The 12,995-nt window shown below is 71.4% G+C and carries 13 protein-coding genes; 11 read left to right on the plus strand and 2 right to left on the minus strand.

Annotated features, from left to right (window positions below):
• The first annotated feature begins 80 nt into the window (after nucleotides 1–80).
• The 11 genes from ACGFZK_RS24735 (at nucleotide 81) to ACGFZK_RS24785 (ending at nucleotide 10,153) form a co-directional block, all read left to right on the plus strand.
• Nucleotides 81–1,022, plus strand: a complete 942-nt coding sequence (locus tag ACGFZK_RS24735) for an FKBP-type peptidyl-prolyl cis-trans isomerase (RefSeq protein ID WP_393851035.1) — start codon at nucleotides 81–83, stop codon at nucleotides 1,020–1,022.
• 28 nt (nucleotides 1,023–1,050) lie between these two features.
• A complete protein-coding gene (locus ACGFZK_RS24740; RefSeq protein ID WP_393851036.1) occupies nucleotides 1,051–1,443 on the plus strand; it encodes an FKBP-type peptidyl-prolyl cis-trans isomerase in 393 nt (130 codons plus the stop codon).
• Nucleotides 1,444–1,612: 169 nt separating this feature from the next.
• Entirely contained in the window at nucleotides 1,613–2,569 is a 957-nt protein-coding gene (locus ACGFZK_RS24745; protein WP_393851037.1) for a helix-turn-helix transcriptional regulator, read from the plus strand.
• Nucleotides 2,570–2,679: 110 nt separating this feature from the next.
• The gene (locus tag ACGFZK_RS24750; RefSeq protein ID WP_393851038.1) at nucleotides 2,680–3,648 is read left to right on the plus strand and encodes a helix-turn-helix transcriptional regulator; all 969 of its coding nucleotides are present in this window, start codon (nucleotides 2,680–2,682) and stop codon (nucleotides 3,646–3,648) included.
• A 14-nt stretch (nucleotides 3,649–3,662) separates the two neighbouring features.
• Nucleotides 3,663–3,890, plus strand: a complete 228-nt coding sequence (locus ACGFZK_RS24755; RefSeq protein ID WP_393851039.1) for a hypothetical protein — start codon at nucleotides 3,663–3,665, stop codon at nucleotides 3,888–3,890.
• A gap of 26 nt (nucleotides 3,891–3,916) precedes the next feature.
• Nucleotides 3,917–4,117 (plus strand): hypothetical protein, encoded by a 201-nt coding sequence (locus ACGFZK_RS24760; RefSeq protein WP_393851040.1) that lies wholly within the window; start codon nucleotides 3,917–3,919, stop codon nucleotides 4,115–4,117.
• Between the two features lie 166 nt (nucleotides 4,118–4,283).
• The gene (gene tatA, locus ACGFZK_RS24765; RefSeq protein ID WP_393851041.1) at nucleotides 4,284–4,574 is read left to right on the plus strand and encodes a Sec-independent protein translocase subunit TatA; all 291 of its coding nucleotides are present in this window, start codon (nucleotides 4,284–4,286) and stop codon (nucleotides 4,572–4,574) included.
• Nucleotides 4,575–4,621: 47 nt separating this feature from the next.
• A complete protein-coding gene (gene tatC / locus ACGFZK_RS24770) occupies nucleotides 4,622–5,587 on the plus strand; it encodes a twin-arginine translocase subunit TatC (RefSeq protein WP_393851042.1) in 966 nt (321 codons plus the stop codon).
• A 16-nt stretch (nucleotides 5,588–5,603) separates the two neighbouring features.
• Nucleotides 5,604–6,503 carry a diacylglycerol kinase gene (locus ACGFZK_RS24775; protein ID WP_393851043.1) on the plus strand — a complete coding sequence of 300 codons (900 nt, stop codon included), beginning with the start codon at nucleotides 5,604–5,606 and terminating at the stop codon, nucleotides 6,501–6,503.
• Between the two features lie 46 nt (nucleotides 6,504–6,549).
• Nucleotides 6,550–9,390, plus strand: a complete 2,841-nt coding sequence (locus ACGFZK_RS24780; protein WP_393851044.1) for a DEAD/DEAH box helicase — start codon at nucleotides 6,550–6,552, stop codon at nucleotides 9,388–9,390.
• 91 nt (nucleotides 9,391–9,481) lie between these two features.
• Nucleotides 9,482–10,153 (plus strand): helix-turn-helix domain-containing protein, encoded by a 672-nt coding sequence (locus ACGFZK_RS24785; protein WP_393851045.1) that lies wholly within the window; start codon nucleotides 9,482–9,484, stop codon nucleotides 10,151–10,153.
• Between the two features lie 48 nt (nucleotides 10,154–10,201).
• Here ACGFZK_RS24785 and ACGFZK_RS24790 read toward each other — a convergent pair whose 3' ends face one another.
• Nucleotides 10,202–11,173 (minus strand): RluA family pseudouridine synthase, encoded by a 972-nt coding sequence (locus ACGFZK_RS24790; protein WP_393851046.1) that lies wholly within the window; start codon nucleotides 11,171–11,173, stop codon nucleotides 10,202–10,204.
• Nucleotides 11,174–11,343: 170 nt separating this feature from the next.
• Nucleotides 11,344–12,888, minus strand: coding sequence for a serine hydrolase (locus ACGFZK_RS24795; protein WP_393851047.1), 1,545 nt, complete (start codon nucleotides 12,886–12,888; stop codon nucleotides 11,344–11,346).
• Between the last annotated feature and the right edge of the window lie 107 nt (nucleotides 12,889–12,995).

Consider the following 12,995-nt stretch of genomic DNA (forward strand, 5'->3'; position numbering starts at 1 on the left):
TCGTACGTCTCTCGTACGGGGCCCTGTGCACGGCTTAGAGTGGCGAGCGACCGCTTTGCCGTCTGAGATCTGAGGAACCCGTGCGCCGACTTGCCGGCCTGCTTGTCGTACCCCTCCTGCTGCTGACGACCGCAGCGTGTGGCGACGACAGCGGCTCCGACTCCGCCCAGATGAAGAACGGGGCCCCCGCGATCACCAAGGGAGCCGCGTTCGGGGAGACGCCCACCCTGTCGAAGGGCAAGGGCACCCCGCCCAAGGAGCTGAAGGTGGTGACCGTCAGCGAGGGCACCGGGCAGGTGCTGAAGAAGAACGACATCGCGCAGGTCAACTACCTCGGCCAGGTGTGGGACGGCAAGGAGCCCTTCGACCAGAGCTTCGGGCGGCCCGCGCCGTTCGACGTGACCATCGGCGCCGGCGCCGTCATCAAGGGCTGGGACCAGGGCCTGGAGGGGCAGAAGGTCGGCAGCCGTGTCGAGCTGGTGATCCCGCCGGAGCTCGGTTACGGGGCGCAGGGCTCGCCCCCGAAGATCCCGGCGAACGCCACGCTGGTCTTCGTCGTGGACATCGTCAAGGGCGCGACCGTTCCGGCCTCGGCCACGGGCAAGGAAGTCGCCCAGGAGAACAAGGACCTGCCCAAGGTCGGCACGAACGCGGACGGCCAGGAAGTCTCCGTCACCGTTCCGAAGGACACGGCCGAGCCCACCAAGCTGGTCTCGAACTACGTCCTCGAGGGCGACGGCGCGGTCGTGAAGGACACCGACAGCGTCGTGGTCAAGTTCAACGGCAAGACGTGGAAGGACGACAAGTCCTTCGAGAGCACCTACACCAGCGGCCAGACGGTCACCTGGCCCCTGGGCGAGCTCTCGGTCAAGGGCCTGAAGGAAGGCATCGTCGGCAAGAAGGTCGGCAGCCGCATCCTGCTGGTCATCCCGCCGGACATGGGGTTCGGTGACAAGGAACAGGGCACCATCCCGGCCAAGTCGACGCTGGTCTTCAGCCTCGACATCCTCGCGGTGATGTAAGACTGTTCCGGTTGACCGTTTCGTACGTATGAGGAGAAGTTCCGTGAGTGACCTCCAGAAGCCCGAGATCGACTTCCCCGAGGGCGAGGCCCCCAAGGACCTCGTGATCGAGGACATCTGGCTGGGCGACGGCGCCGAGGCCAAGAAGGGCGACCGGGTCTCCGTCCACTACGTGGGTGTGGCCTTCTCCACCGGCGAGGAGTTCGACGCCTCCTGGAACCGCGGTTCCGCGCTCCAGTTCCAGCTCGGTGTCGGTCAGGTCATCTCCGGCTGGGACCAGGGTGTCCAGGGCATGAAGGTCGGCGGCCGCCGCAAGCTGGTCATCCCGGCCCACCTCGCCTACGGCGACCGCGGCGCGGGCGGCGCGATCGCCCCGGGCGAGACGCTGATCTTCGTCTGCGACCTGGTCAAGGTCGGCTGATCCGGACATCCCGATCAGTTGAGGGGCCCCCGCCGGCCGGCGGGGGCCCCTCGCTTTTGCCCGGGCGCGCCGGGGCGGTACGGTCACGGTCACGGATCCGTCCGCAACCGGTCGCGGCCCGTGTGACGGTTCGACGGATGTGCAGGCGGAGAAGGGCGGAAGGGCGTCGATGGCGATTGCCAAGGCCGAGCGGCTGATGAATCTGGCGCTGTGTCTGCTGGGGACCCGCCGGCCGCTCAGCAAGCGCGAGTTGCGCGGTTCCATCGAGGCCTACATGGAGGCCGGCAACGACGACTCCTTCAACCGCATGTTCGAGCGGGACAAGGACGACCTCCGCGAACTCGGCCTCGTCATCGAGACGGTGGAGAACCTGGACGGCGAGACCGGCTACTTGGCGCGCCGCGACAGCAACCGGCTGCCTCCCGTCTCGCTGGACGCCGAGGAGGCCGCCGCCCTGGGGCTGGCGGCCAAGGTCTGGCAGCAGGCCCGCCTGGCGGGAGCGGCCAGCGGGGCCCTGCAGAAGCTGCGCGCGGGCGGGATGCCCGAGGCGGAGGACCCGTACGAGGGCCAGCACAGTGCCATCGAGCCGCGCATCCCGGTCCACGAGGCGGCCTTCGAGCCGCTGATGCTGGCCTGCCGGGACCGTCGGCCGGTGGTCTTCGACTACCGCAAGTCCACCGCCGCCCGGCCCGAGGCCCGGCAGGTCGAGCCCTGGGCGCTGGAGTGCTGGCGCGGCCACTGGTACCTGGCCGGCTACGACCGCGACCGCGGGGCGGAGCGGGTCTTCCGGCTCTCCCGGATCACCGGCAAGGTGCGCTCGCGGGCCGCGAAGTACACCGCGGAGGTGCCGGACGTGGTGACCGTACGGGAGACCGTGGCCAGCTGGGCCGGGGAGGGCGCGGACCGTTCCGCGCTGATCCGGCTGCGGGCCGGGGCGGGCTACCCGCTGCGGGCCAAGGCCACCGCGGTGTGCGAGGGCGGGGACGGCTGGGACGAGCTGGAGATCCCGTACGGGCACGGGCTGGACGCCTGGCTGGTGGAGTTCGGGCCCGATGTCGTGGTGGTCGGTCCCGCCGACCTGCGGGCGGACGTGGTGGACCGGCTGCGGGCCGTGGCCGGCGCCTGACCGGGGACCGTGTGCCCGGCGGCCGACCCGCGGCCGCACCGTTCGACAACAGCGACAACAGCGACAACAGCGACGTCCACGGACGTGCCCTGAGGGGGAGACGTACCAGCATGGCTGCCAACGCCATCGACCAGACCCGCCGGATGCTGTCCCTGGTGACCTACCTGCGCGAGCGCCCCGGTGCGCACGTTGCGGACGTCGCGCGCGCCTTCGGGATCACCGAGGACGAGCTGATCTCGGACCTCGACGTGCTGCCCATGTGCGGGACGAGCTTCCGGGGCGGGGACCTGCTCGACATCGACACCGACGGGGAGCGCATCTGGTGGCGCAACCCCGACGCCTCGGGGGAGTCCACCGCCGAGCCGCTGCGGCTGGCCGCCGACGAGGCGACCGCGCTGCTGGTGGCCGCGCGCGCCGTGGCGACCCTGCCCGGGCTGCGCGAGAGCGACCGGGACGCCCTGCTGCGGGCCACGGCCAAGCTGGAGGCGGCCGCGGGCGAGGTGGCCGGGGCCAGCTCCCGGCTGTCGGTGACCTTCGAGTCGGAGGGCGGGGTCTTCGCGGACGTCGACCGGGCCATCGCGGAGCGCCGCCGGCTGTGGCTGCGCTACTACTCGCCCGCGCGGGACGAGCTCACCGAGCGCAAGGTCGATCCGATCCGGCTCTTCGCGGTGGGGCACACCTACATGGAGGGCTGGTGTCACCTCTCCGAGGCCCGGCGCACCTTCCGCCTCGACCGTGTCGCGGAGATCCGGCTGCTGGACGAGCGGGCCGAGCCGCCCGCCATCGAGCCGCGCGACCTGTCCGAGGGCCTGGTCCAGCCGGCCGCCGAGGACCCGGAGGTCGTGGTCGAGGTCGGGCCCGGCGGGCGCTGGGTCGCCGAGTACTACCCCCACGACAGTGCCGAGGAACTGGCCGGGGGCGGCCTGCGGATCACGCTGCGCAGCCCCGACCCGGCGTCGTTGCGGCGGCTCGCGCTGCGGCTCGGGCGCGAGGGGCGGATCGTCGCTCCCGCAGAGCTGGCGGAGAGCGCGCGGAGCGCCGCTCGAGAAGCACTCGCGGGGTACGGGGAACAGGTCTGAGGGGAGGGCGGTCGATGTCGCCAACGTCCGGGCCCGTCGCCTTCAAGGCATCCTGTCCCGACTGCCACGCCCGCTTCGAGCTGAACGCGGGCGCCCTCCGGCTGGCCATCGGGGGTAGCCGGCGTACCACTTTCTATTCCTTTACCTGTCCTGAATGTGGTGCCGCCGTCCGCAAACCGGCTGGTGAGCGCATCGTGGAACTGCTGACCGGTGGCGGCGTGAGCACCCTGCGCAGCATCTGATCCGGCCGGTGGCCTAGGCTCGGGCCATGCTGTGGCCGATGTTCGCAATTGCCCTGGGTTTCCTCGGAGTGGCCGTGCTCGCCGTGCTGGCCGTGCGGGTGTTCCTGGAGGTGCGCAGACTGGCCTCGCAGGTGGCGCAGGCCAGCCGCCGGATCACCGATGCCTCGGCGGATCTCGAGCGGGCGGCGGCGGACCTGGCCCGGACGGGACACGGCGTACGTCCCTGACAACGGGACGAATGTGTGTGACCAGGGCATTGACTACAGGCCAGGGCGCAAGCGCGGGGACCCCCGGGGATTGCCGGGCGTTAACCCCCTGGGGTTACGATCCTCGTTAGACAGTCCTAGGCGCCCGTGCCGTGTGCTGTGAACCTCGGAGAAAAGGAAGATACCTATGGGCAACCTCAGGGGTTGGGAAATCCTCGTCATTGTCGGGGTCATCATCCTGCTGTTCGGCGCCAAGAAGCTTCCCGACATGGCCCGCTCCCTCGGCAAGTCGGCCCGCATCCTCAAGAGCGAGGCCAAGGCCATGAAGAAGGACGGCGAGGGCGACGAAACCGCCACCGCCGCGCCCGCGGACCAGGCCGCGCAGCAGCCGGTCGCCCCGCGCACGATCCAGGCCGCGCCCGGTGACGTCAGCAGCTCCCGTCCGGTCAGCGAGCCGAACCGCACCGCCCAGGGCTGACACCCGCCGTACACGCCAGTCATCTGCAACGAGACAAGGGACGTGGGTTGCTCAAGTCTGCCCGCAAGCAGGAGAAGAAGGAACGACAGGCAAAGGACGCCGAAGGGCGTATGCCTCTCGTCGAGCACCTGCGTGAGCTGCGAAACCGCCTGCTGAAGTCGGTCCTGGCGATCCTGGTGATCACGATCGTCGCTGCCTTCTTCTACCGGGACATCATCAACTTCCTGTTGAAGCCGATGCTCGACTCCGTCGGCTGCACCAACGGTGTGGTGACCCAGCGCAACGGCCACCCCTGCGCCGACATGACCGTGAACGGCCTGATCTCCGCGTTCTCGATCGCCCTGAAGGTCTCGCTGATGGCCGGTGTGGTGCTCTCCGCGCCGGTGTGGCTGTACCAGCTGTGGGCGTTCGCCGCGCCCGGGCTGCACAGCCACGAGAAGAAGTACGCGCGGAGTTTCGTCGCGGTCGGGGCGCCCCTCTTCCTGACCGGCGCGGTGCTCGCGTACAAGATCCTCCCGCAGACCGCGACGATCATGCTCGAGTTCACCCCCGATCACGCGCGCAACCTGCTGCCCGTCGACGACTACCTCGACCTGGTCGCCCGCATGGTGCTCGTCTTCGGTCTGGCCTTCGAGCTGCCGCTGCTGCTGATCCTGCTGAACTTCACCGGCGTGCTCACCGGCAAGCGGCTGGCGAGCTGGTGGCGGGGCATGGTCCTCGGCATCACGATCTTCGCCGCCTTCGCGACCCCCACCGGTGACCCGCCGACCATGCTCGCGCTGGCCCTGCCCATCGTGGCCCTCTACTTCGCCGCCCTCGGCCTCTGCCTCCTCAACGACCGCAGGCGCCGGCGCAACGACCCCGACGCGGGGCTGAGCGACGACGAGGCCGCCGAGCTGGACCTCACCCCGGAGGCGATCGGCTCGCTGGAACCGGTCCCGGCTCCCGCGGCCCTGCCCGAGCAGGCCGACGGCGGACGCCAGCGGATCAACGGTTACGACGACGCCACCTGACAGGTACATTCCGGTGGTGAGTCACGAGGTCACCCTCTTCGTCAATCCCACCGCCGGACGCGGCCGGGGCGCGCACGCCGCGCAGCCGGCCGCTTCGGCTGTCCGGGCAGCCGGTTTCTCCGTACGGACCGTGGTGGGCGCCGACGCGCCGGACGCGCTGGCCCGGCTGACGGCCGCCGTCCGTGAGGGCACCGGCGCGGTGATCGCGGTGGGCGGCGACGGGATGGTCTCCCTGGCGCTCCAGGCCCTCGCCGGCACCCCGGTGCCGCTCGGGGTCGTCGCGGTGGGCACCGGCAACGACTTCGCGCGGGCCATGGGACTGCCCGTACGGGAGCCGGCCCGCGCCGGGCGGCTGGCCGCCGAAGCCGTCAAGGAGGGCCGGATCCGGGAGATCGACCTCGGGCGGGTGGGCGGCGCCGACCGCGGGGCATGGTTCGGGACCGTGCTGTGCTCCGGCTTCGACTCGCGGGTCAACGACCGGGGCAACCGGATGCGGCTGCCGGCCGGCCGGTTCAAGTACGACCTGGCGATGCTCGCCGAGCTGGCCGCCTTCCGGCCCTACCCGTACCGGATCACCCTGGACGACGGCCCGGTGATCGAGACCGAGGCGACGCTGGTGGCCGTCGGTAACGGATCCTCCTACGGCGGGGGCATGCGCATCTGCGCGGACGCCGTCCCCGACGACGGGCTCTTCGACGTCACGGTGGTCGGCGACTGCAGCCGGGCCACCTTGCTGAAGGTGTTCCCGCAGGTCTACAAGGGCCGGCACCTGAGCCACCCGAAGGTGACCGTCCACCGCGCCCGGAAGATCACCCTGGCGGCGGCGGGCCTGACCGCCTACGCGGACGGCGAGCCGCTCGGGGTGCTGCCGGTGACCGCCGAGTGCGTGCCCCGGGCCGTCCGCCTGCTCACTTAAATGATCGCGACTGTTGTCAGAGGTGGCGGGTAGGCTCGACAGCAAGATGACCGAAGAACTCTCACCCGCCGAGCGGTACGCCGCTGCCCGGATCCGCGCCGCCGAAGAGGCCTCCGCCCTGGCCCCCTTCCGCGAGATGTACGAATTCGATCTGGACCCGTATCAGGTCGAGGCCTGCAAGGCACTGGAGGCCGGCAAAGGCGTCCTCGTCGCCGCCCCGACCGGCTCGGGCAAGACCATCGTCGGCGAGTTCGCCGTGCACCTGGCCCTCCAGCAGGGCCGCAAGTGCTTCTACACCACGCCCATCAAGGCGCTGTCGAACCAGAAGTACGCCGACCTCGTCAAGCGCTACGGCGCCGACAAGGTGGGCCTGCTGACGGGCGACAACAGCGTCAACTCCGAGGCGCCGGTGGTCGTGATGACCACCGAGGTGCTCCGCAACATGCTGTACGCGGGCTCGCAGTCGCTGCGCGGCCTCGGCTACGTCGTGATGGACGAGGTCCACTACCTCTCCGACCGGTTCCGCGGGGCCGTCTGGGAGGAAGTGATCATCCACCTCCCCGAGTCGGTGACCCTGGTCTCCCTGTCGGCCACCGTGTCCAACGCCGAGGAGTTCGGCGACTGGCTGGACACCGTGCGCGGGGACACCGAGGTGATCGTCTCCGAGGAGCGGCCCGTACCGCTGTGGCAGCACGTCATGGCCGGCCGCAAGATCTACGACCTCTTCGAGGAGGAGTCCGACCACGGCGGCCGCGGCTCCGCGCGCCGGGAGGTCAATCCCGACCTGCTGCGCATGGCGCGCGAGGAGAACAGCCGCACGTACAGTCCGAAGGACCGGCGGCGCGGCAAGATGGTCCGCGAGGCCGACCGCGAGCGCGAGCGGCGCTCCCGCGGCCGGATCTGGACGCCCTCCCGCCCCGAGGTCATCGCCCGCCTCGACAACGACGGGCTGCTGCCCGCCATCAACTTCATCTTCAGCCGGGCCGGCTGCGAGGCCGCGGTCCAGCAGTGCCTGTACGCGGGCCTGCGTCTCAACGACGAGTCCGCGCGGCTCAGGGTCCGTGAGATCGTCGAGTCGCGGACCGCCTCCATCCCCACCGAGGACCTGCACGTCCTGGGGTACTACGAATGGCTCGAAGGCCTGGAGCGGGGCATCGCCGCGCACCACGCGGGCATGCTGCCCACCTTCAAGGAGGTCGTGGAGGAGCTCTTCGTACGCGGCCTGGTGAAGGCCGTCTTCGCCACGGAGACCCTGGCGCTGGGCATCAACATGCCCGCGCGCACGGTGATCCTGGAGAAGCTCGTCAAGTGGAACGGCGAGCAGCACGCCGACATCACCCCCGGCGAGTACACGCAGCTGACCGGCCGGGCCGGGCGGCGCGGCATCGACGTCGAGGGTCACGCGGTGGTGCTCTGGCAGCGCGGCATGGACCCGGCGGGGCTCGCCGGGCTCGCGGGTACCCGTACGTATCCGCTGCGTTCCAGCTTCAAGCCCTCCTACAACATGGCCGTGAACCTGGTCAGCCAGTTCGGGCGGCACCGCTCGCGCGAACTGCTGGAGACCTCCTTCGCGCAGTTCCAGGCCGACCGCTCGGTCGTCGGGATCTCCCGGCAGGTGCAGCGCAACGAGGAGGGCCTGGAGGGCTACCTGGAGGGCATGACCTGCCACCTGGGGAACTTCGAGGAGTACGCGCAGCTGCGCCGTGACCTCAAGGACCGTGAGACGGACCTGGCCAAGCAGGGTGCGGCGCAGCGGCGGGTGCAGGCGGCCAGTTCGCTGGAGAAGCTCAAGCCGGGCGACATCATCCACGTGCCGACGGGCAAGTTCGCCGGGCTCGCGCTGGTCCTGGACCCGGGTGTGCCGGCCGGGCGGGTCAACGGGCACCGTGGGTACGAGTACGCAGAGGGCCCGCGTCCGCTGGTGCTCACCGCCGAGCGGCAGGTCAAGCGGCTCGCCGCGATCGACTTCCCGGTCCCGGTGGAGGCCCTGGACCGGATGCGGATCCCGAAGACCTTCAACGCGCGCTCACCGCAGTCCCGCCGGGACCTGGCGTCCCAGTTGCGGACCAAGGCCGGGCACATCACGCCGGAGCGGCGCTCCCGCGGCCGGGCCGAGGCCGCCGACGACCGTGAGATCGCCCGGCTGCGCAGCGAGCTGCGGGCGCATCCCTGCCACGGCTGTGACGAGCGCGAGGACCACGCCCGCTGGGCGGAGCGCTACCACCGGCTCAAGCGGGACACCCAGCAGCTGGAGCGGCGGATCGAGGGCCGGACGAACACCATCGCCCGCACCTTCGACCGGATCCACGCGCTGCTGACCGAGCTGGACTACCTGCGCGAGGACGAGGTCACCGTGCACGGCAAGCGGCTCGCCCGGCTGTACGGGGAGCTGGACCTGCTGGCCTCCGAATGCCTGCGTGCCAAGGTGTGGGAGGGCCTGAGCCCGGCCGAACTGGCCGCCTGCGTCTCGGCGCTGGTCTTCGAGGCGCGCCAGTCCGACGACGCGGTCGCGCCGAAGGTACCCGGCGGCGCCGCGAAGGAGGCGCTGGGCGAGATGATCCGGATCTGGGGCCGGCTCGACGCGCTGGAGGAGGAGCACCGCATCAACCAGACGGAAGGCGTGGGCCAGCGCGAGCCGGACCTCGGCTTCGCCTGGGCGGTGTACCAGTGGGCCTCCGACAAGAGCCTGGACGAGGTCCTGCGCGAGGCGGAGATGCCGGCCGGTGACTTCGTGCGCTGGTGCAAGCAGGTCATCGACGTGCTCGGGCAGGTGGCGGCGGCGGCTCCGGCGGCCTCCGGTGACAGCGGGAGCACGGTGGCGCGCAATGCCCGTAAGGCCGTGGATGCCCTGCTTCGCGGTGTGGTGGCCTACAGCTCGGTCGGCTAGGCGGATTTGGTGATTCCTCCTAGGGCGGGCCTGGCCTGATCTCATCTCTTGCCATGATCGGATGGGCGTGCTCTGTGCGACGATCGATGGCATGAGTGGGGGAGCGGACGAAGGTCCGAGACGCGTCGGTCGGCCACGTGCCGACCGGCTGCGACCGGAGAGCGGCCGGCCGCCGCGCGAGGAACTCCTTTGCGCGGCGGCCGAGTTGTTCACCGTCCAGGGGTACGCGGCGACCACCACGCGGGCCGTCGCCGAACGGGCCGGGATGCGCCAGGCCACGATGTACCACTACTTCGCAGGCAAGGAGGAGCTCCTCGCCGAGCTGCTGGAGTCCACGGTCGCACCCTCGCTGGTACTGGCTCGGCAGCTGCTCGCCGATGACGGGCGGCCGGCCGCGCGGCGGCTGTGGGAGCTGTGCCGCTCCGACGTGCTGCTGTTGTGCGGGGGACCGCACAACCTGGGGGCGCTGTATCTGCTGCCCGAGGTGGGCGGTTCGCGGTTCACGCGGTTCCGCCGGATGCGCGGGGAACTCAAGGACGCCTACCGGGCGTTGCTCGCCGGGACCTGCGTCGGCGCCCGGCTGGCCGGGGACAAGGCCGGGTTGACCCTCCGGGGTGACCTGGTCTTCGGGCTCATCGAGGGCGTCATGCTGATCCACCGCACGGATCCGGCGCGGCCGGTGACGGCCTTCGCGGAGGCCACCGCCGACGCGGCGCTGCGGATCGCGGGCGTCGGCCATCCGGAGGAGACGGCCGGTGACTAGGGGGATCTTGCCGATCAGGCCGAGCCCTGCGGATCGGCAAGACGCCCCCTAGCGGCCGGACCCCGCCTCCCAGCCCGCGCGGTCGTCCCAGGCCTGGAGCGTGCGGCGGCTCTCGAAGCGGTGCGCGGCTCCGCTGACCGGGTCGGTGAACTCCAGTACCCGGGCCAGGAGTTGCAGCGGTCTGCGGTAGTCGTCCGGGGCCGGATCGGTGACCTGCGGATACACCGGGTCGCCCAGGATGGGCAGGCCCAGGCTGTTCATGTGGACCCGCAGCTGGTGGGTGCGGCCGGTGCGCGGGGTCAGCCGGTAGCGGCCCAGAGCGCCCCGGGCGTCGAGGAGTTCGACCAGGCTCTCGGCGTTGGGCTCGCCGCCGGGCACCTCGACCGCCGCGATGACCCCGCGGGCCTTCTCGATCCGGCTGCGGACCGTGCGCGGCAGGGCCGGGGCGAGCGCCGGGTCGTGGGGCGCGAGGGCCTCGTACTCCTTGTGGACCTCGCGCCGCTGGAAGAGGAGCTGGTAGGCGCCGCGGTCCCCGGGCCGGATGCTGAACATCACCAGTCCCGCCGTCAGCCGGTCCAGGCGGTGCGCCGGACTCAGCTCGGGCAGGTCCAGCTCCTCGCGGAGCCGGGCCAGGGCGGTCTCGGTGATGTGACTGCCGCGCGGGGTGGTCGCCAGGAAGTGCGGCTTGTCCACGACGAGCAGGTGCGGGTCCCGGTGGACGACGGAGATCGGGAAGGGCACCCGCGGCTCCGGCTCCATGTCCCGGTGGAACCACAGGTAGGCGCCCGGCTCGTACGGGTCCTGCGCGCTCAGCACCCGCCCGCCGGGGCCGAGCACCCGGCCCGCGGCCAGCAGGTGGGCCACGGAGTCGGCGCCGCGGGTGCCGGCGTAGCGCGCGGCGAGGAAGTCGCCGAGGTCCGGCCACGCGCCCTCCGGGTCGGGGGGCAGTCGCAGCCGGACCGCATCGATGCCGGCGCGCTGGGGGAGGGGCGAGGGGGGCGGCTGGGCTCTGCGTCTCATCGGGATCAGGCTAAGGGCTGTCCCGCAATCCCCGGTGGATCAGCGCACGGCGTCAGATGCGGCGGAGGAGCGTCCTCATACTGTGCGTATTCGGGCGTTCCGACAACGCAGCGAGGTGCCGTAGCTGTCGTCGTGCGCCCGCCGGGGATTACGGGACAGCCCTTGTGCGGCTACTGCTGGGTGAAGGTGCCCAGGTGCTCGGCGTCGAGGTACTCGATGCGGAGGGTGCCGTCGGCGAAGATCACCCCGGTGCGGCCGGCCGCGTTCTCGCCGGCGGTGACGAAACTGAAGGTGTCGCCGTCGTAGTGGGTGAGCGGGAAGCGCAGGGGCCCCGGACCGAGGGCCAGGGTGAGCGCGCCCTTGTCGTCCGCGGTGACGGTGGCCTTGCCGTAGTAGGGGTTGTCGTAGGTCCCGGTGTACGCGGCGCTGTCCTGGGCCGGTTGCGCGCCGGTGGGCGGGTGGGCGTAGTCGGTGGTCGGCCCGTTGGAGGGTTCGAGAGCCGCGGCATAGGCGGAGGCGGCCAGGGCGAGCCAGTCGGTCGAGACCTTGCCGTGTTCGGCGTAGTCGAAGAAGTCCAGGGCCACGGCGTCCGGGAGGCCGACCGGGGCGCCGTTGGTCAGGACGACGATGCCGAGCTTCTCCAGCGGGAGCATGGTGACGTTGGTGTTGGCGCCGAGGTCGAAGGCTCCGGAGTGGCTCAGGCGTACGCGGCCGGCGCTGTCGTAGCTGACGTTCCAGCCCAGGCCGTAGAAATCGGTGGTGCCGACGGCGTTGGCCGGCTGCGACACGATTTCGGGCAGGTGGGTCCGGGCGAGCGTGTCGGCGGGGATGATGCGCTTCCCGTCGAGGGTGCCGCCGGCCAGCTGCAGCCGCAGCCAGCGGGCCATGTCGGTGGCGGTGGAGCTGACACCGCCGGCCGGGGCCTGGGCGTCCGGGTCGCGGACGAAGCGCGGACTCCAGGTGCCGTCCGGGTTCTTGACGTGGGTGGCGGCGTGGTCGGGGGAGTTGACGAACGCGGAGAACTCGGTGCTCGTACGGGTCATGCCGGCGGGCTTGAAGAGGGTGTCCGCGGCGAGCTTCTGCCAGCTGCTGCCCTTGGCGCGGGCGACGGCCTCGGCGGCCGCGGTGAACCCGAAGTTGGTGTAGGCGTAGCTCGCCCGGAAGGGGGCCAGGGGCTCCAGGCGCAGGTGGTCGAGGATGTACGCCTGGTCGTAGCCGAGGTCTTCGAGGAGGTCGCCGGCGTGATCGGGAAGGCCGCTGCGGTGGGAGAACAGGTCGGCGGTCGCGACGTGGTCGGTGACCCAGGGGTCCTTGAGGGAGAACCCGGGCAGGACGGTGCGGCGGTCCCACTCGGCGGGATCGGTGAGGGTGCCGGCCACGACCGTCGAGGACACCGGCTTGGAGAGCGAGGCGATCTGGAAGACGGTGTCGGGGCCGACCTCGGCGCTCTCGCCGGTTCTGCGGAGTCCGTAGCCCTTGATGTGGACGACCTTGTCGTCGTGGACGACGGCCACGGAGACGCCGGGGACGCCGGTGCGGCGCATCATGTCCTCGACCGTGCGGTCGAGGCGGGCGACGGCCTTGTCGACGGCGGCGTCCGTGATCAGGGGCTTCGGGGCGGGGGGCGGGGTGGGCGCGGCCGTTGCCGGCATCGCCGCCGTCGCGGTCAGGAGGACCGCGGCCCCTGCTGCCCCGAGGGTGGGGAGCGTACGCATGGGGCCATTGTCCTGCCGGGGGCCGCGGAACGCGCGGCGCGGCCGCCGCCGGGGTGCGGGTGGGCGGATGCGGCGCCGTTGCGGGGGGCGCTGCCCCCGGACCCCCC

Origin of the sequence: Streptomyces sp. NPDC048257 (assembly GCF_043201855.1) — a bacterium.
Lineage (GTDB): Bacteria > Actinomycetota > Actinomycetes > Streptomycetales > Streptomycetaceae > Streptomyces.

Bases quoted from the DNA above. Each gene is read 5' to 3' on its own strand.
- ACGFZK_RS24740 (WP_393851036.1), top strand. From the start codon at position 1,051: ATGAGGAGAAGTTCCGTGAGTGACCTCCAGAAGCCCGAGATCGACTTC.
- ACGFZK_RS24745 (WP_393851037.1), top strand. From the start codon at position 1,613: ATGGCGATTGCCAAGGCCGAGCGGCTGATGAATCTGGCGCTGTGTCTG.
- ACGFZK_RS24750 (WP_393851038.1), top strand. From the start codon at position 2,680: ATGGCTGCCAACGCCATCGACCAGACCCGCCGGATGCTGTCCCTGGTG.
- ACGFZK_RS24755 (WP_393851039.1), top strand. From the start codon at position 3,663: ATGTCGCCAACGTCCGGGCCCGTCGCCTTCAAGGCATCCTGTCCCGAC.
- ACGFZK_RS24760 (WP_393851040.1), top strand. From the start codon at position 3,917: ATGCTGTGGCCGATGTTCGCAATTGCCCTGGGTTTCCTCGGAGTGGCC.
- tatA (WP_393851041.1), top strand. From the start codon at position 4,284: ATGGGCAACCTCAGGGGTTGGGAAATCCTCGTCATTGTCGGGGTCATC.
- ACGFZK_RS24780 (WP_393851044.1), top strand. From the start codon at position 6,550: ATGACCGAAGAACTCTCACCCGCCGAGCGGTACGCCGCTGCCCGGATC.
- ACGFZK_RS24785 (WP_393851045.1), top strand. From the start codon at position 9,482: ATGAGTGGGGGAGCGGACGAAGGTCCGAGACGCGTCGGTCGGCCACGT.
- ACGFZK_RS24790 (WP_393851046.1), bottom strand. From the start codon at position 11,173: ATGAGACGCAGAGCCCAGCCGCCCCCCTCGCCCCTCCCCCAGCGCGCC.
- ACGFZK_RS24795 (WP_393851047.1), bottom strand. From the start codon at position 12,888: ATGCGTACGCTCCCCACCCTCGGGGCAGCAGGGGCCGCGGTCCTCCTG.